The organism is Pseudomonas sp. NPDC098747 (genome assembly GCF_044760045.1).
Lineage (GTDB): Bacteria > Pseudomonadota > Gammaproteobacteria > Pseudomonadales > Pseudomonadaceae > Aquipseudomonas.
In genome coordinates this window covers 1-16900 of record NZ_JBIWAL010000076.1, presented here as the reverse complement: position 1 = coordinate 16900, position 16900 = coordinate 1, and the positions used below count along the sequence as shown (strand labels likewise).

The 16900-nt window shown below is 57.1% G+C and carries 16 protein-coding genes and 3 pseudogenes; 9 read left to right on the top strand and 10 right to left on the bottom strand.

Annotated features, from left to right (window positions below; genetic code table 11):
• From ACIQVE_RS27005 to ACIQVE_RS26990, 4 genes and pseudogenes are all read left to right on the top strand, one after another.
• Nucleotides 1-573: pseudogene (locus ACIQVE_RS27005) on the top strand (threonine synthase); the annotation flags it as partial.
• Between the two features lie 120 nt (nt 574-693).
• Nucleotides 694-2064 carry a transporter substrate-binding domain-containing protein gene (locus tag ACIQVE_RS27000; protein ID WP_402814454.1) on the top strand — a complete coding sequence of 457 codons (1371 nt, stop codon included), beginning with the start codon at nt 694-696 and terminating at the stop codon, nt 2062-2064.
• 120 nt (nt 2065-2184) lie between these two features.
• On the top strand, nt 2185-2592 hold the full coding sequence (locus tag ACIQVE_RS26995; protein ID WP_402814451.1) for a DNA-binding protein: 408 nt from the start codon (nt 2185-2187) through the stop codon (nt 2590-2592).
• Between the two features lie 164 nt (nt 2593-2756).
• Entirely contained in the window at nt 2757-3038 is a 282-nt protein-coding gene (locus tag ACIQVE_RS26990; RefSeq protein ID WP_402814449.1) for a DUF3509 domain-containing protein, read from the top strand.
• A 177-nt stretch (nt 3039-3215) separates the two neighbouring features.
• Here the strand turns inward: ACIQVE_RS26990 and ACIQVE_RS26985 are convergent, their stop codons facing one another.
• Nucleotides 3216-4196: a TIGR02285 family protein gene (locus tag ACIQVE_RS26985; RefSeq protein WP_402814446.1), complete on the bottom strand. Its 981-nt coding sequence runs from the start codon at nt 4194-4196 to the stop codon at nt 3216-3218.
• Nucleotides 4123-5322, bottom strand: a complete 1200-nt coding sequence (locus ACIQVE_RS26980) for a CaiB/BaiF CoA transferase family protein (RefSeq protein ID WP_402814444.1) — start codon at nt 5320-5322, stop codon at nt 4123-4125. Before ACIQVE_RS26980 ends, ACIQVE_RS26985 begins: the two co-directional genes overlap by 74 nt.
• Before the next feature lie 146 nt (nt 5323-5468).
• Here ACIQVE_RS26980 and ACIQVE_RS26975 point away from each other — a divergent pair, with 146 nt between their 5' ends.
• The 3 genes from ACIQVE_RS26975 to ACIQVE_RS26965 all read left to right on the top strand — a co-directional run bounded on the left by ACIQVE_RS26975 (nt 5469) and on the right by ACIQVE_RS26965 (nt 9134).
• Nucleotides 5469-6011: a YaeQ family protein gene (locus ACIQVE_RS26975; protein ID WP_402814441.1), complete on the top strand. Its 543-nt coding sequence runs from the start codon at nt 5469-5471 to the stop codon at nt 6009-6011.
• A gap of 51 nt (nt 6012-6062) precedes the next feature.
• On the top strand, nt 6063-7772 hold the full coding sequence (recJ, locus tag ACIQVE_RS26970; protein WP_402814438.1) for a single-stranded-DNA-specific exonuclease RecJ: 1710 nt from the start codon (nt 6063-6065) through the stop codon (nt 7770-7772).
• Between the two features lie 255 nt (nt 7773-8027).
• Nucleotides 8028-9134, top strand: a complete 1107-nt coding sequence (locus ACIQVE_RS26965; protein ID WP_402814435.1) for an NADH:flavin oxidoreductase/NADH oxidase — start codon at nt 8028-8030, stop codon at nt 9132-9134.
• 206 nt (nt 9135-9340) lie between these two features.
• Here the strand turns inward: ACIQVE_RS26965 and ACIQVE_RS26960 are convergent, their stop codons facing one another.
• Nucleotides 9341-10972, bottom strand: coding sequence for a glucan biosynthesis protein D (locus ACIQVE_RS26960; protein ID WP_402814432.1), 1632 nt, complete (start codon nt 10970-10972; stop codon nt 9341-9343).
• 404 nt (nt 10973-11376) lie between these two features.
• On the opposite strand from ACIQVE_RS26960, the gene ACIQVE_RS26955 reads away from it, so the two are divergent.
• Nucleotides 11377-11562, top strand: coding sequence for a hypothetical protein (locus ACIQVE_RS26955; RefSeq protein ID WP_402814429.1), 186 nt, complete (start codon nt 11377-11379; stop codon nt 11560-11562).
• A gap of 39 nt (nt 11563-11601) precedes the next feature.
• Here the strand turns inward: ACIQVE_RS26955 and ACIQVE_RS26950 are convergent, their stop codons facing one another.
• The 3 genes from ACIQVE_RS26950 to ACIQVE_RS26940 all read right to left on the bottom strand — a co-directional run bounded on the left by ACIQVE_RS26950 (nt 11602) and on the right by ACIQVE_RS26940 (nt 12830).
• The gene (locus ACIQVE_RS26950) at nt 11602-11892 is read right to left on the bottom strand and encodes a type II toxin-antitoxin system RelE/ParE family toxin (RefSeq protein WP_402814427.1); all 291 of its coding nucleotides are present in this window, start codon (nt 11890-11892) and stop codon (nt 11602-11604) included.
• Nucleotides 11870-12118: a CopG family ribbon-helix-helix protein gene (locus ACIQVE_RS26945; RefSeq protein WP_402814425.1), complete on the bottom strand. Its 249-nt coding sequence runs from the start codon at nt 12116-12118 to the stop codon at nt 11870-11872. Before ACIQVE_RS26945 ends, ACIQVE_RS26950 begins: the two co-directional genes overlap by 23 nt.
• Before the next feature lie 199 nt (nt 12119-12317).
• A complete protein-coding gene (locus ACIQVE_RS26940; protein ID WP_402814422.1) occupies nt 12318-12830 on the bottom strand; it encodes a Bro-N domain-containing protein in 513 nt (170 codons plus the stop codon).
• Nucleotides 12831-13317: 487 nt separating this feature from the next.
• On the opposite strand from ACIQVE_RS26940, the gene ACIQVE_RS26935 reads away from it, so the two are divergent.
• Nucleotides 13318-14040, top strand: a complete 723-nt coding sequence (locus tag ACIQVE_RS26935) for a tellurite resistance TerB family protein (protein ID WP_402814419.1) — start codon at nt 13318-13320, stop codon at nt 14038-14040.
• A gap of 288 nt (nt 14041-14328) precedes the next feature.
• Here the strand turns inward: ACIQVE_RS26935 and ACIQVE_RS26930 are convergent.
• The 4 genes and pseudogenes from ACIQVE_RS26930 to ACIQVE_RS26915 all read right to left on the bottom strand — a co-directional run.
• Nucleotides 14329-14451 (bottom strand): annotated as a pseudogene (locus tag ACIQVE_RS26930) (type VI secretion system tube protein Hcp); the annotation flags it as partial.
• A 70-nt stretch (nt 14452-14521) separates the two neighbouring features.
• Complete coding sequence (locus tag ACIQVE_RS26925) at nt 14522-15754, bottom strand: hypothetical protein (protein ID WP_402814416.1); 1233 nt, start codon at nt 15752-15754, stop codon at nt 14522-14524.
• Between the two features lie 89 nt (nt 15755-15843).
• A complete protein-coding gene (locus tag ACIQVE_RS26920; protein WP_402814413.1) occupies nt 15844-16662 on the bottom strand; it encodes a DUF4123 domain-containing protein in 819 nt (272 codons plus the stop codon).
• Nucleotides 16655-16900 (bottom strand): annotated as a pseudogene (locus ACIQVE_RS26915) (type VI secretion system tip protein VgrG); the annotation flags it as partial. The pseudogene ACIQVE_RS26915 and the gene ACIQVE_RS26920, both read right to left, overlap by 8 nt.

The following is a 16900-nucleotide window of genomic DNA, read 5'->3' as shown; positions in this document are numbered from 1 at the left end:
ACCAACCGCAACGACATCCTGCATCGCTTCATGAGCGGCAATCAGTACGTCAAGGAAACCCTGCACGCGACGTTGTCGCCGTCGATGGACATCATGGTCTCGTCGAACTTCGAGCGCCTGCTGTTCGACCTGCACGGTCGCAACGGTGCAGCGATTGCCGGGCTGATGGATTCGTTCAAGCAGGGCGGCGGTTTCAGCGTCGAGCAAGAGCGCTGGACCGAAGCACGCAAACTGTTCGACTCGCTGGCCGTCGACGACGCGCAGACCTGCGAAACCATCGCCGAAGTTTACGAGCAGACCGGTGAATTGCTGGATCCGCACACCGCCATTGGCGTCAAAGCCGCGCGCGAGTGCCGTCGCAGCCTGGACATCCCGATGGTCATTCTGGGCACTGCCCATCCGGTGAAATTCCCGGACGCGGTGGAGAAGGCCGGTGTAGGAAAAGCGCTTGAACTACCTGCACATCTTTCTGATTTGTTTGAGCGAAACGAGCGCTGCACCGTTCTGCCAAACGAGCTGAAAGCCGTGCAGGCCTTTGTCAGCCAGCATGGCAACCGCGGCAAGCCACTTTAAGCCCGCGCAAGCTGTCACATTTTGAAGCCCGTCTCCTGACGGGCTTTTTTGTTTCTGCTGCCACACTGCTCGGGTTTTCACCCACGAAGGACGGGTGAGTCGATCACGAAGGATGTGGCAATGCTGTTTTATAGAGGTTTGAAACCGGCACTGATCTGCCTGGTCTTGTTCGGGTTGCTGGGATTGCTGCGCTGCAGTGTGGCGGCGCAGTTGGCGCTGCATGAAAACGCCCAGGTGCCTGGCGTTCAGCCTATCGAGCTGGACGCACGCGAGCGCCAATGGATTCGCGACAACCCCAAGGTGACGGTGGCGTCGGTGCAGTACCCGTTGTATCTGTTTCAGGATGAACATGGGCATTGGAGCGGTTTGAATAACGATGTGCTCAAGCGCATCACGGCAATGACCGGGCTGCAGTTTGAACATCGCGAGTCGTTTTCCACCGATCAGATGCTCGATCGACTCGAGAGTGGGCAAGCGGACATCAGTACCACCCTGGCCATGAGCGATGAGCGCAAGGTGTTTCTGGATTTCAGTCACGCATTCGGTGGGGCGGGGTGGGTGTTTGTCGGCCGTGCTGGAGCCCCGTCGGTCGAGTCTCTGGAGCAACTGTCCAAGCGGGTGGTGGTGCTGCCGGCCAGACATGCACTGGAAGATGTGATCCGCCGTGATTACCCTTTGATCGAGATTCTCTCGGTCAAGACCTACGCCGAAGCGCGGGCATTGGTCGAGAGCGGCGAGGCCTACGCGACCATCGAAAACGAGATCGGTGCACAGCTTTATCCATTGGGGCTGCTCAAGGTCGGCGCTCTGGTGGAAGGCAAGTGGGAGGCTGATCACCTGGCGGTTCGCAAGGGCATGCCCGAACTCTTGAGCATTCTCAACAAGGCGCTGGAGGCGTTTCCCCCTGCCGAACTACGCGCCATTCGCCTGAAGTGGCTGGAGGGAATATCGCCGGCTCCCGCGCCCTCGCTCTGGCAACGGATGATTGAGTGGGGCTGTCGGGCAACGGTCGTCGTTGGCGTGTTCGGCCTGCTGTCGCTGGTGTGGAACCGGCGGCTGACGGTGGTGATAAAACAGCGGCGTGCAGCCGAGAAAAGCCTTGGCGACCAATTGGCCTTTCAGCATGCGCTGATCGACTCCATGCCCGATCCGGTGTTCGTCCGTGATCTGCAGGGGCGTTTGATCATGTGCAACCGCAGTTACGAGGAGGCGCTTTCGGTTCGGCTGGATCAGGTTCAAGGGCGTCTGCTCATCGAGATCGATGCGTTGCCCGAAGCGACGGCGCTGATGCTGCACGACGAGTTCATGGTGCAGTTACGCACGCGCAAATCACGCTTCAGCAAACGGCATTTGCAGCTCAAGAACGGTCGACGCGAGGTCTATCAGTGGACGGTGCCGTTCTACGGTGCCGACGGCAAGTTGCGTGGTTTGCTGGGCGGCTGGACGGACGTTACCCAGCGTAGGACGGAGAGCGGGTGCAGATGTCAGTAGTGAAGATGGGAAATGTCCTATAAGACACGGCTACTTTTCCTATGGGAGGCTTAAGACGGCTGCCCTAGAGTGGACGACAAATGCGGTGAGAGTCCGCGATTTTCGTTCCAGAGGTCGCCCATGCGCTCGCTTAAAGTCCTGATTCTTGAACCCGATCCGTTTCAGATGATGGCATTGCATCAAATGCTTAATGCCATCGGCATCTATAACGTACTCACCGCGCCGTCGCTGGCATCGGCCTTGTGTTCACTGGGGCATTGCGGTGCGGTCGATATCGCCATTTGCGATCCGCAGCTCAAGGGGGGGCATGGCCTGGCTTTGATCCAGCATCTGGCGGTGCAGCGTGAGGCGCGTGCGCTGATTCTGCTGGGCACGGTCGCGCCGAGTCTGCTGAACGATCTTGAGCCGTTGCTGCGTGAGCATCGGTTGCGTCTGTTGGGTCGTTTGCAGACACCGGTATCCGCGGTATTGATGAGAGGTTTGCTGGACAGCTACCTGACCGCCTCTTCACAGACTGTCGAGGTCTGACGCGTACGGTTATTTTTCTGTCACCTTCGCCGTGCATGCTCTGACAGACCGGTGACACCCCAGTGCTTGCGACCGGAATACAGAACTTTCTTCTCGGGCCGATTGTCATTTACTGTAGACATGCCCCAGACACAATGTTTTCGGACTATTGAGTGGAGATCGAGATGGAAAGTATCAGTCTATTGCTCGGTGAGGCTCTGAGCCCGTATCAGGTTTCGTTGTCTCCAAGCGGTGCTCACGGTGAATGCCTGGTGACCTTGAAGAACGGCAGCGGCGCGATTGTGGTGGAACGCGAATTCAATCAGGTGCAACTGACCGACAAGCGTCAGTTGACCGATGTCGTTGACGGCTTGCACCGCGACATCCTGATTGCCGAAGGACGGCTGGAACCCTGTGTGATCGCGGCCCTGCGCAATGCGGCGTTGGACAAGCGTGCGGCGCTCTGAAAAATGAAATGTTTTTTGTGGGAACCTTCCTGCATCCCTGTCAGTCAGACCCCGTATCAGCAGGATCAAGCATTGTGCTCCGGTGCTTGTCGCTTGCTGCTACGGGTCTTTATGTAGGCCACGTTTAACCCCGAGTCGTCTCCCCACTTCTCGGGGTTTCTTTTGTCCGCAATTTGTTCATTGCGCCGCTTGGCGTTTGAAAAACACTCGGGCCTGCTCGAGGTAATCGGTGCGCATGTCGGGATCCAGCCACCTCGCGTAAAGCTGGCTCAATGTGTCGTGAGGCAGGGTGCGTAGCAGCTCGTTGATCTCGGTGATCGCCTGGCGCCCCTGAGGCGTGTCGGAGCAGCCGATATAACCCGAAACGTATTTACCGTTGCCCCTTATCGGGTAGAACCGCAGTTCATCTTCGGCAATGTGTGCCAATCGAGCTTGATAACGGATCTCCGGCCAATAGCCCAACACCACCTGTAACCGATCGAGACGCTGCATCAGCAGCAGACTGTTCAGGGCTTCGTTGCCGTAATGGGCGGTCAATGCATTCGTTGGTGCCTGTCGCAGCAGGTCGTCGATCAGCTCACCGTAACTGCGCTCCGCCACGACACCGACCTTCTCTTTGCCGTTGGCCAAAAGTGCCGTCAGATCAATCTCACCGTCCACCAAAAAAGGCGCCAACACGTCGTGATCTTTCCTACGCACTACCAGCCCATTGCTGACAGCGCGAAAAGCAGGGGTGGAAAACGCGATCCATTGCACCCGCTCCTTGCTCCACATCAGCGACGGGTCGCAGGTGAAGGATGTTCCGTGCAGCATCTGTATGCCGCGGGCGCGGTTGACTCGCATCAGCGTGTGTTCGTATTGCGGCATGCCGGCGATCAGCATCGGCATCAAATGATCGATCACGCCCTGACCCTTTTTCGGGCCTTCAAAAATGGTCATTGGCGGCAGATCGCGTTGCAACCAGACCAACATCGGTTTCCCCTGCACCCAGGCCGGCAGCGCCAGCAGAAACAAGAAGCTGAACAGCCGCCAAGTCCACCAATGATGGGCGCGGTTGGCGTTCGGTGTGTGCAGGCGTTTCAGCTCAAATGGCTCCGTCTTCACGCAACCGGGCGATCTGCTGGTCGTCGTAGCCAAGATCGTGGAGTACCTGCGCATTGTGTTCACCGAGCTGCGGCCCGACCCATTCGGAGGAGCCCGGTGTCTCTGAGAGTTTCGGCACGATGCCCGGCATCTTGAAGGGTTTGCCGTCCGGCAATTTGGCGTGCAGGAACATTTCCCGGGCCAGGTATTGCGGGTCGGTGAACATGTCCTCGGCGCTGAAAATCCGGCTGACCGGCACCTCGGCCTGATTGAGCAGATCGAGCACGGTTTGCAGTGGCAGCGAATTGACCCAGCGATCGATCACGCCATACAACTCGTCACGTCGACTGTCGCGCCCGTCGTTGCTGGCCAGAGTCGGGTCGTTGGCCAGATCTTCACGGCCGATGGTCAGCATGAAACGTTTGAAAATCGCATCGCCATTGGCGCCGATCTGCACATGCTTGCCGTCGGCGCTGGTGTGGATCGAGGAGGGCGTGATGCCGGGCATGATGTTGCCGGTGCGCTCGCGAACGAAACCGAACACGTCGAACTCCGGCACCATGCTTTCCATCATGGCGAAGATCGCTTCATACAGCGCCACATCGACCACTTGACCCAAACCGCCGTTGATCTCGCGATGACGCAGCGCCATCAGCGCGCCAATCACGCCCCACAGCGCAGCAATTGAATCGCCAATGGAAATTCCGGTGCGCACCGGCGGTCGATCCTCGAAACCGGTGATGTAGCGCAAGCCGCCCATGGATTCACCCACGGCACCGAAACCTGGCTGATCCTTCATCGGCCCGGTCTGACCAAAACCGGAGAGGCGCACCATCACCAGTTTCGGGTTCAAGGCGTGCAGGGTTTCCCAGCCCAGACCGAGTTTCTCCAATACGCCGGGGCGGAAGTTCTCTATCAGGATATCGGCTTCAGCGAGGAGTTTTTTCAGGATGGCTAAACCGTCAGGGTGTTTGAGGTTAAGCGTTAGCGACTTCTTGTTGCGCGCCTGAACAAACCACCACAAGGAAGTGCCTTCGTACAATTTGCGCCATTTGCGCAGCGGATCACCGCCGTCCGGCGATTCGATCTTGATCACTTCGGCGCCGAACTCGCCACAAATTCGCGAGGCAAAAGGCCCGGCAATCAACGTACCCAATTCAATGACTTTCACACCGCTGAGCGGTTTGTTGGCGAACGGCATACTGAATCCTGTAGGACAAGGCTGAGCGTATACAGCGTTTTAACATAGCCGGCCGTCAGGCGCCCCAAGTTGATCGCCATCAATTCGATGATTGCCTACTGCATCGGTTAGACTTGCCGACTTTCCTCGTATCAAGAAGCCCGTACATGGCCCAGCCTTCGACCACTTACAAGTTTGAACTGAACCTCACCGACCTCGACCGCAGTGTCTACGAGAGCGTCAAGCAGACCATCGCCCGTCACCCTTCGGAGACCGAAGAGCGCATGACCGTGCGGCTGCTGGCCTACGCCCTCTGGTACAACGAGCAGTTGTCGTTCGGCCGTGGTCTGTCAGACGTGGATGAACCTGCGCTGTGGGAAAAAAGCCTGGATGACCGTGTCCTGCACTGGATCGAAGTCGGCCAGCCGGATTCCGATCGTTTGACCTGGTGCTCGCGCCGCACCGAACGCACCAGCCTGCTCGCCTACGGCAGCCTGCGCGTGTGGGAAACCAAGGTGATCCCGGCGATCAAGAATCTGAAAAACGTCAACATCGCCGCCGTCCCGCAAGAGATTCTGGAAACTCTGGCCAAGGACATGCCCCGCGTCATCAAGTGGGACGTGATGATCAGCGAAGGGACGATCTTCGTCACCGACGACCGTGGTCAACACGAAGTCCAGTTGCAATGGCTGCAAGGCGAACGCGGCTGATCCGCCGTCGCTGATTAATCCTACGTATTCAAGAGAAGTATCCGTTACCCCATGCGCATCGAACCTCGCCAATTGCCTGCCACTCTGCCATTTCTTGGTGATCTGCCGCCGCTGCTGACCCGCTTGTACGCAGCGCGGGGCGTGCAGTCCGAGGTGGAGCTGGACAAGAGCCTCAAGCACTTGATCCCGTTTGAAAAGCTCAAGGGCATCGAGGCCGCGGTAGACCTGTTGGTGATCGCGCTGGAACAACGTCAGCGCATCCTCATCGTCGGTGACTTTGATGCCGATGGCGCGACGGCCAGTACGGTCGGCATGCTCGGCTTGCGCTTGTTGGGCGCGGCGCATGTCGATTATCTGGTGCCGAACCGCTTTGAATACGGCTACGGCCTGACTCCCGAAATCGTCGAAGTTGCGCTGACCCGTGAGCCGCAACTATTGATCACTGTCGACAACGGAATCTCCAGCGTCGAAGGTGTGGCTGCTGCCAAGAAGGCGGGGCTCAAAGTATTGATCACCGACCACCACTTGCCTGGCGATGAACTGCCGCTGGCTGACGCGCTGGTCAATCCGAACCAGCCGGGCTGCGAATTTCCGAGCAAGGCGCTGGCCGGGGTCGGGGTGATTTTCTATGTGTTGATGGCCTTGCGTGCACGCCTGCGCAGCCTCGGCTGGTATGACAACGCGCCGCAGCCGAACATCGGCGAGCTGCTCGACCTGGTGGCGCTGGGCAGCGTCGCAGACGTGGTGCCACTGGACGCCAACAACCGGATTCTGGTGCATCAGGGCCTGGAGCGGATTCGCGCCGGGCGCGCGCGGCCGGGGATCAAAGCGATCCTCGAAGTCGCCAAGCGAGATGCTGCGCGCATTACCTCCACGGATCTGGGTTTTATCGTCGGGCCACGGCTGAACGCCGCCGGCCGTCTGGATGACATGAGCTTGGGCATCGAGTGCCTGCTCACCGCCGACACCAACCAGGCCCGGGAAATGGCCGCGCAACTGGATGGCATGAACCAGGATCGCAAATCCATCGAGCAGGGCATGCAGCGTGAAGCGCTGGCCCAGCTCAAGGACCTGCCCGTCGAGTCGATGCCGTTTGGCCTGTGCCTGTTTGATCCTGAATGGCACCAAGGTGTTATCGGTATCCTCGCCTCGCGGATGAAAGAGCGTTATTTCCGTCCGACCATTGCCTTCGCCGATGCCGGCGATGGCCTGCTCAAAGGCTCCGGGCGTTCGGTGCAGGGCTTCCACATTCGCGATGCGTTGAGCGTGGTCGCGGCGCAACACCCAAACCTGATCGCCAAGTACGGCGGCCACGCGATGGCGGCTGGCCTGACCTTGCGACAAGAGAATTTCCCGTTATTCGCCGAAGCATTCGACGCCGAAGTGCGTAGGCAACTTCGCGAAGAAGACCTGACCGGGCGCTTGCTCTCTGATGGCACGCTGGCTGTTGAGGAATTCCACCTCGAACTGGCGCGCGCCCTGCGCCACGCCGGGCCTTGGGGGCAACACTTCCCTGAGCCGTTGTTTCACGGTGTGTTCCAGTTGGTCGAGCAACGCGTGGTCGGCGAGCGACACCTCAAAGTGGTGCTTAAAAGCGAGTGCGGCTCGGTGAAGCTCGACGGTATTGCGTTCGGTATTGATCGTGATATCTGGCCGAATCCGACGATTCAATGGGTCGAGCTGGCCTACAAACTCGACGTCAACGAGTTTCGCGGCAACGAGACCGTGCAACTGATGATTGCCCACATCGAACCGCGCTGATCGCCTCTCGAGCAGGCTCGCCCCCACAGTGGATGTGGGTGTGAGCTTGCTCGCGAAAGCGGTCTTCAGGCACAGATTTACTCTGAACCCTGCTTTCCCTCCGGTTGTCGACTAGGCTCTAAGCACTGCTTGATTGGCCTTGTGACGTCCTGTCGAATTCTTTTCCCGCGGGGGCGGGTGCTGCACCTTTTCCTGTCACTCGTCGACTTTTCAAACAGAACCCTGGAGCCTGCCCACTGATTTGAGAGGTGCCCCATGAGTCTGCTGCTTGAACCCTATACCCTGCGCCAACTGACCCTGTCCAACCGCATCGCCGTATCGCCCATGTGCCAGTACTCCAGCGTCGACGGCCTGGCCAACGACTGGCATCTGGTGCACCTCGGTAGCCGCGCGGTGGGCGGCGCCGGGCTGGTATTCACCGAAGCCACAGCGATCACGGCCGACGGCCGGATCACCGCCGAAGACCTTGGCCTGTGGAACGACGAACAAATCGAACCGCTGCAACGCATCACCCGATTCATCACCGCCCAAGGCGCAGTCGCCGGCATTCAACTGGCCCACGCCGGGCGCAAGGCCAGCACCCACCGTCCCTGGATTGGCAAGCATGGCAGCGTCAAACCCGACGATGGCGGCTGGACTCCGGTCGGGCCGTCGCCGATTGCCTTCGACCCGCAACACACCCAACCAAAACAGCTCGATGAAGGGCAGATCGCCGAGGTTATCCAAGCCTTTGTCGCCGCCGCAAAACGTGCGCTGGCGGCGGGTTTCAGTGTGGTTGAAGTGCATGCGGCCCATGGTTATCTGCTGCACCAGTTTCTGTCGCCGCTAAGTAATCAACGGCGCGATCAGTACGGAGGTTCGTTCGAAAACCGCATTCGGCTGGTGCTGCAAGTCACCGAAGCCGTCCGCGCTGTTTGGCCGGAGGAGTTGCCGGTGTTTGTCCGCGTGTCGGCCACCGACTGGGTCGAGGACGGCTGGAACCCAGATGAAACAGTTGAGCTGGCGCGTCGCCTGCACACCCTCGGTGTGGACCTGATAGACGTTTCGTCAGGTGGTACCGCCGCTAACGCGGAGATTCCCGTTGGGCCGGGCTATCAAACCCGATTCGCCGAACGGGTGCGCAAGGAGTCAGGCATCGCCACCGGCACTGTGGGAATGATTACCGAGCCCGCCCAGGCCGAGCACATCCTGCGCACCTGCCAGGCCGACATCATCTTCCTCGCCCGCGAACTGCTGCGTGACCCTTACTGGCCGCTGCACGCCGATGACGATCTGGGTGGACGCAAAGCGGTATGGCCGGCGCAATATCAGCGTGCGACCCATCGTGATCAGCCTATTCACGAGTCTGATTTGCGTGACTGAGTGAACCGCTAGAAAACAAAAAGCCCCGGCCAGTGATGGTCGGGGCTTTGTTTTTCATCTTCCGGATTCTGTAGCGCCTCGAGAGCCGCCATCGCTGGCAAGCCAGCTCCCACAGGTTTTGTGTTGAAACACGGTCGGCGTTTCAACGTTGATCCCTGTGGGAGCTGGCTTGCCAGCGATGAGGCCGATCCAGGCACCTCAAACCATCAAGGATACTTACGCTTGTCCGGCGCCGGCGGGAAGTACTGGTACAACCAGGTCTCACTCAGCGTGCGGTCATTGGTGCGGATGAACAACCGCAGCTCAACCGGCTCGACGCTGTCGTTGGTTGGATACCAATCGAACAGGATCCGATAACCCTTGATGTCATCCAGCACCAGCACGCTGAAGTCCTGCACTTTGCCATTCGAGCAGGTGATCACAGGCTCGATCCCGGTGCCCTGCGGCAGACGATCGAGACCACCACCGGTGAAGTCCACGGCAAAGCGACGGGCCCAGACTGGCGGATAATGCTCGCCCGGTGCCCAACCTTCGACGAAACCGCCCATGCCGGAACGCGTGGCTTGCACTCGCGCCAACGGCGTACTCACTGGCGGCAGAGCGCTCCAGTACAGCTTGTAGCCGTAATTAAGCGAATCCCCGGCAGCCACCGGTTTTTTCGGTGTCCAGAACGCCACGATGTTATCGAGGGTCTCGCCGGTTGTAGGAATTTCCAGCAGATCAATAGAGCCTTCGCCCCACGCGGTTGTAGGTTCTACCCACAGGCTCGGCCGCTTGCTGTACCAGTCGACGGTGTCCTGATAGTTGGCGAACTCATGGTCGGTCTGCACCAGGCCAAAGCCTTTCGGGTCAGTGTCGGCAAACGCGTTGAATTGCAGGGTCGCCGGGTTGTTCAGCGGGCGGCAGATCCACTCGCCGTTGCCACGCCACATCGCCAGGCGATCCGAATCGTGGATTTGCGGATGGATGGTGTCGCACATGCGGCGCTCGTGGGTGCCGCAACTGAACATGCTGGTCATCGGCGAGATGCCCAGTTGTTCGATCGCGGTGCGCGCATTGATGTGCGCATCGACTTCCATCACCACGCGCTCGGCCTGGCAATCGATGTCGAAACGGTAAGCGCCCGTGGCACTCGGGGAATCAAGCAGGGCATAGACCACAAAACGCGTGGCGTTCTTGTCCGGCGTCTCAAACCAGAACTTGGTGAAATCAGGGAATTCTTCGCGTTTCTTCGCGTAGGTGTCGATCGCCAGACCGCGCGCCGAGAGGCCATATTGGCCAGTCTTGTCGACTGCACGGAAATAGCTGGCGCCGAGGAACGACAGCACGTCATGCCGATCCAGTTCGGGTGCCTTGAACAACTTGAACCCGGCAAAACCCAGATCGCCCTTGAGCTGTTGAGTGTCGACCGAGGTGTTTTCATAGTTGAACAGCGCCGGACGGAAATGCACCTCGCGGGCGGTACGCGTTTTTGCATCGACGCTGTACATGCGCACCGGCTGGCGGAAACCCATGCCGACGTGGAAGAACTGCACGTCCAGTTGACCCTTGTTCTCCTTCCACAACGAATGCTCGCCGTCGTAGCGGATCGCGTTGAAGTTTTGCGGAGTCATGGTCGCCAGCGTCGGCGGCAACACCTGTTTAGTGTTCTGATAAGCGTTGCCGGCGAGTTGCTTGGCCTGGCGCTTCAACGCTTCGAAGTCGAAGGCCTGCGCCTCGCCATCGGCAGCGCCACCATTGGGGGCTGCCCAGGCACGACTGGCCAGCAGGCCGGTGGCCGAAAGACCGGTGTAAGCCGCAATGGCCATGGACGCTTTGAGCAAATTCCTGCGGTGCATAAATACAACCTGTCGTGTGCAATCCCGCGCCTTTCCTGGCACGTGCTGGATCATAAATAACGGTTCGGACAAGCCTTCGACCAAACGCAACGGACTATAAACAGATGCCGGCTAGCTTAAACCGTTCGATTGTCGAGCAGAAATGATTGATTACAACGCGCCGTCTGGCAATGAAACAAGACATGTCAGTTTTTTTTCCGACAGTGTTTTCTGATTTATACGGCATATCTGCTTTTCTCGACTAATTACTCTAAATAACCCTTTCCAGCGCCGATTTAATTTCTATTCTATGGGCATGACCGGTCGCGAACCTTCAGGCCGGTGGGGCACTCGACGCTGCTGAAAGGGGCAGGGCGATGTGGTGGTTTAGCAGTTCTTTGACGTATCAGAAAAGGACATCGTCCATGGCAAAAGTACAAGGCATCACCGACTTGTTGGGCATCTTTCCCTGCCTCGGCAGCGGCCGCAGAAGACGCCGGCTCAGCTCCGATGAGCTGAAACTGGTGGAACGTTACCGAGAGCTCTCAGAGAGTGATCGGATAGCGATGCGCTATCTGGTGGATGCGATGAGGAGTGTTTCGCGGTTTTGAGTGAAGGGTGAATAAACCAGTCGTCCATTTACGGCTGGTTCACCAATCCTGCGGTCGTTCTGCTCGCTGATGCAAAACTCGGATCACCTGAATCCGGCCATGTATCAAGCGATAGGGCGCTATGAATGGATATTGAGTCAAAACCAGTTCTCGGATATCCGGGACGACTGATGGCCTGCCTGACCCCGGGAACTGTTCCAATTGATCAAATGTTTTCAGAATCGCGGAGATGATTCTGAAAGAGGCCTCCGTACCTAAAAGTTCTTGGTAATACTCGTGGATGAGATCGAGATCATTTTCAGCCCGTTTAGTCAGTACTACGCTCGGCACGCTTTGCCCACTTAGCCTTCACGGCATCCAGGTCGGTGAGATTTCCAGCATCGGCATCGGCGATGCCTTCGCTTATGGCTTGTAGATGCCAGGATTCGGCTTCCACATATCGGACCAGCGCACGCTTGAGATGGTATTGACGATCTCGGTCTGTGGCGGCAGCCAGATCATCCAGCTGCTGTGCCAACAATTCTTCGACGCGAAAAGATAGAACTGGCGAGGCCATGTCAGTGTTCCTGTATACGTTGTAAACGACGTAAACACCCTAAGCTGCTGCCTGAGCTTCGTCAACAAATGAGCATGCGGCGGTTGAAGAAAACTCTAGCGAGACTAGGCGAAACAAAAAGTCGGAATATGTTGCGAGATGATTTGCCCAGCTCTCCGGCGTCAGAATCGACGCCAGAGACGCCAGTTTTAAAGGAGATTTAGCGACACGTGCCCAAAACCGGATACGGCCGCTGGCCGTGCATCAACTCCGGTACGTCACGCCATTTGACCCATGCCTGCTGTTGCCAGTGAAGCAGAGGGACGGTGACGCCAGCCCAGTTCACCGAACTCAGACTTGGTCGATTCTCCGCAGGTATGGCGCTGGATTGGCGCAACATCGGAATCACTTCATGGCTCAGCCATTGGCGCAGATTGCGGTTTTCCGGGACGAAGTGGTGGACGAGCAGCGCGAACAGGCCGGACTCGCTGACCATTGCGCAATTGACGATTTCGCCGTCCTTGCGCATCAGGACATTGCGGCGCTGATCGGGATCGAGTTTCAGCGTGAGGCGTTCGTTCAGCGGATAGCCCATCAGGCGCCCGAAATCCTGAACACAGAACCAGGCTTCGTGGTCTTGCATGAACGCGTGGAGGAAGCGGTTGTGGCGGGTGAAGACGGTGGGGGTGAAGTGTGAGTTTGTTTCAGGTGGATTTGGCGTGTGCTTAAGCATTTCTGACTCCATGTTGAAATGAAAGTCGCCACTAATCCTTCGACAGATTTGGGTGGCGAACCGTGCGGCGTTCGAAGTCGGAACATTCTCGATCAACATGGAAGCCGAGAGGCCCGCGCCACACGGCCCGCCATAAGGCGAAACTGACAGACAAAAATGCCTGGGTTTCTATGGTGGGCGCAGAGCGTCATGTTGATGATGTCCCGGCTTCGACCCCGGGTCGCTGAAGTAGCAGCGACGGGACAAAGCCTATCGGTCAGGCGCTTGCGGCGACAAGTCTACTCTGTCGACGTACAGCGTAGGAAACGGGGCTTTTGCCGGAAGGCTGTGTCTGTAGGAAACGCTCGTTGTGCGCGTAGTCACAGCGGCCGGACGTTGCGGGGAGGGCGAGCAACATCTGGAAGCACACTTGTAAGTCTCTCCAGGGCACTTTCGAACTAGGCTGAGGGCCTTATAGATCCTGATAACCCCAGTTTGGAGGCGAAAAATGAACACCCGTGGCTTGCTCGATCAACTACTCAAATCCGGCCAGGATCTGCTACAGAACAAGGCCGGCGGGTCGCAGAACAAATCGGCTGCCGGTGGCTTGGGCGGCTTGCTTGGCGGGTCTTCCGGCGGCGGTGGCCTCGGTGGTCTACTCTCAGGCGCGGGTGGTGGTGCATTGGCGGCGGGCGCCATGGGCCTGCTGCTCGGCAGTAAAAAGGCGCGAAATGTCGGCGGCAAAGTCGCTGTCTACGGCGGCCTCGCCGCGCTGGGCGTGTTGGCCTACAAGGCTTACGGCAACTGGAACGCGCAAAAAGGCACCGCGCCACAAGGCGAACCCCAGACCCTCGACCGGTTGCCTCCAGCGCAGGTCGAACAGCACAGCCAGGCGATCCTCAAGGCCCTGGTCGCCGCCGCCAAAGCCGACGGCCATATCGACGACCGCGAGCGCCAACTGATCGAAGGCGAATTCACCAAACTCGACAACGATCAGGAACTGCAACACTGGCTACACGCCGAACTCAACAAACCCCTCGACCCAGCAGACGTCGCCCGCGCCGCCAGCACCCCGGAAATGGCGGCTGAGATGTACATCGCCAGTGTGATGTTGGTGGACGAGGAGAACTTCATGGAGAAGAGCTACCTGGATGAACTGGCGCGGCAATTGAAGCTGGAGCCTGGGTTGAAGGTTGAGTTGGAGAAGCAGGTGCGGTTGGCTGCTGTGTAAATGGTACGAAGGAAAAATCGCAGCGTTGGGCTGCGATTTTTTTGCAATTTTGTTGTGATGAAATTACGCGTTTTGCAAATCTACCCTTCAGCGAAACAGCTTAGTAGCCGTAAATGGGAGCATAGTAAGAAAGAGGAGGGTGATTGTTTTCCCATTCTTTAGAAAGTGCGATTCCCTGTTTTATTTCATCGACCAGCAGAGCTAGCCGATGCTTGAGACGGTCGGCCTGAGTTAGGAAACCGGCTGACGCTAGTCATCGGAACCTGAAGTACCGGATACTTCGTGGGTCTAGGTGATTTTTCGGTAGGTGAATTACACTCCTTCCAGGTGCGTGAAGTGCGAGTTCGACGGATCTTGGCAGTTGTGCATTTTGTGGTTGATGGCAACGATTATCGCGTCTTCAAGTTTTGTAAAAGCTCAGACTTGACCCGACTGTTATCGGGCGATTTTATTTTTGGCAATTAAATAGCTCAGCTGTCTTTTATTCTTCTGCCTTGCTTTCGTTTAGGTTTGCCTTGAAGTACGTCATAAAATCCTGCCCTTGAGCAAAGGCTTTTTCGATTTTCGCGCTTTGCTCTTTAAGCGCTGGGCTTGGCTTGCCCCATTGTTCAGGCGGAAGAGGTTTGGACCACTCAGCAATGGAATCAGGTAGAGATTTCATGCTGAAACGATGGTCCCATTCTGCTACCCAGTACGGAAAACGCCACCAAGTGATCAGGTGTGTCAGGTACCACCAACCAACTCCTAATGCGGAACGTTCGTTGTGCTGGTATTCCTCGTGCATGTCTTTTCGTTCTTTATCTAAGGTGCCTCGGTTTTCGTATGGTGCTTTGCCAGGGCAGAACTCTGGACCTTTTTCCATATAGACACGTATGGCTTCCCACTTACCTAAGCCATGAGCAGGAGTCATCACGCCTTGTCTCACAAAATGCACTACGTCAGCTTTGGAATCGTCGAACGCCATACCAAAGGTATAGGCGCTTGTTACTCCTACTCCAGTAACACCTGTACTGATTGAAAGCCAAGATACTATCTCTTCCCATGGTTGAATGACGGGGACGTCAGAACCTTCGGGAAAGAAACAGACTTCACGACGTTGGCGGTTGAATCTAATTGAACGGGTGCGCGACTTCGCTCTGGTAGTGCTAAAGATAACGTAAGTACCCAGGAGCGCAGCTATTCCTCCTCCCCATATACTAAAGGTCACACCGAAATGGAACATACCTGCTGTTCTGTCCCAAAAGGACTCGGAAAATGCGTTTCCCCAGGTAGTAGATCCTGCAAGCAAAGGCAGAATAATCAGGCATGAAAAAATAAACATCATCCCGAGTCCAATCATTGCTCTCGCTTGGAAAGCCTTGCCGAAATTACTACTGCCTACGTCGAGGAATGTGTCGTTCACCTCAACAAAGCTTCCGCCCAAATCCATGGGGACGTTGCCCGTTGGTATCGGAAGCGGGGAGAGGAATAATGCTTCACCTGTCGCGAATTTACGCTTCTCACCAGCCACGGGCCGTATTTTTTTGAGATTGAGATCGTCGCTGGATTGCTCTTTTATTGAAGACATTAGGTTTGCCCGGCTTGTTTTGATGATTCGAGCACCGTCAGCGTGTCGGTGGTCACAATGAATGCTGAGCGGTTGTATTTCGTGCGCTGAGAAGCCCGGTTGTTGAGAATTCCTTCCTGCTTCCAACGTTAAGTGTCTTGGTTTCAAACATTATTTCCTGGTATTTTTGTCCAGAGTCACCCGCGATTGTCATGCTGGCACCAGCCAGTTTTGCACTATCTCCCGACCTCAAGGCTTCAGTCCAACGAGCGACAGAGCCTTTTTCCCCATACAGGCTTGTGGCTGCCGCCATACCGAATCCGTAAGCGGCTATTGGCGTAGAGGGGGATGTCGAGTTCGGTGTTGAAACCGTGATCATAGGAGGTCGACGCCAGCGCATGCAGGTGTTCCCAGCGTTGCTGTGAGGTCGACTGTGCCTGATAGCTTGGAAAGTATTCTTGCATGTGTGCATCAAGGCGCATTACTACGTTGCGAAAGTTCACCTCATCCAGTTGACTGAGTTGTGCGTCGGTCAATCGATAGCGCTTACTGTGGTCGGGCTCGGGAGAATTGTTCGGCCGCTGGTTTATGTACCAGCAACCCAATGCAGCATCGGCAGTAACGATTTGTTTGCATGGGCCGAACAGAGTCGGATCCTTGATGGTTGCTGCGTGGGCGAGCAGTGCATGGGTTACGGCCGGATCCGCGATACGCAACAACACTTCTTCGCCCATCGGGTGCAAGACGCTGGTGAGCCAGCGAAAGTGTGCGACCAGTTGATCCCATGATTGATCGCTGAACACCAAGTGACCCCATTCCTGGTTTGAGGCGTTTAGGAACTGAGCCAAGATCGGGTCGTTTTGGTTTTTTATCAGCACGAGGCATGGGGAAATATCGCCCAGTTCTGCCCAGCGTGTCCCGAGATAAAGCGGCTCGAATTGAGGATTTTCTGTCCACTGATATAAGTGCTGTGGGAGCTTCTCAACGCTGACACCATCAAGCAATAAACCAACCGTGCCATTCCACGGAAGACCTTGGGGAAGGCCGTTTTCCAATGGAAATTCCGACTTAAGCATTTTGCGCCTCCAGTTTGGCCTTCTCGCAGATCGCGCAGATTGGCTTCTTCTGCATCAACGCCTGCCGCTGCGCCGGCACCAGCAACTGCCCAGCCTTATCCGCATCCGCCTGCTTCAACGGCCCCGGCAACAACGGCGCCGCCCCCGTGCCGCTACCCGGTCCACCGCCCGAGTTCATGTTGATCACCGGGCCGCTCATGGTCACGCCGCTCGCATCAATCTTGATGAAGCTGCCACC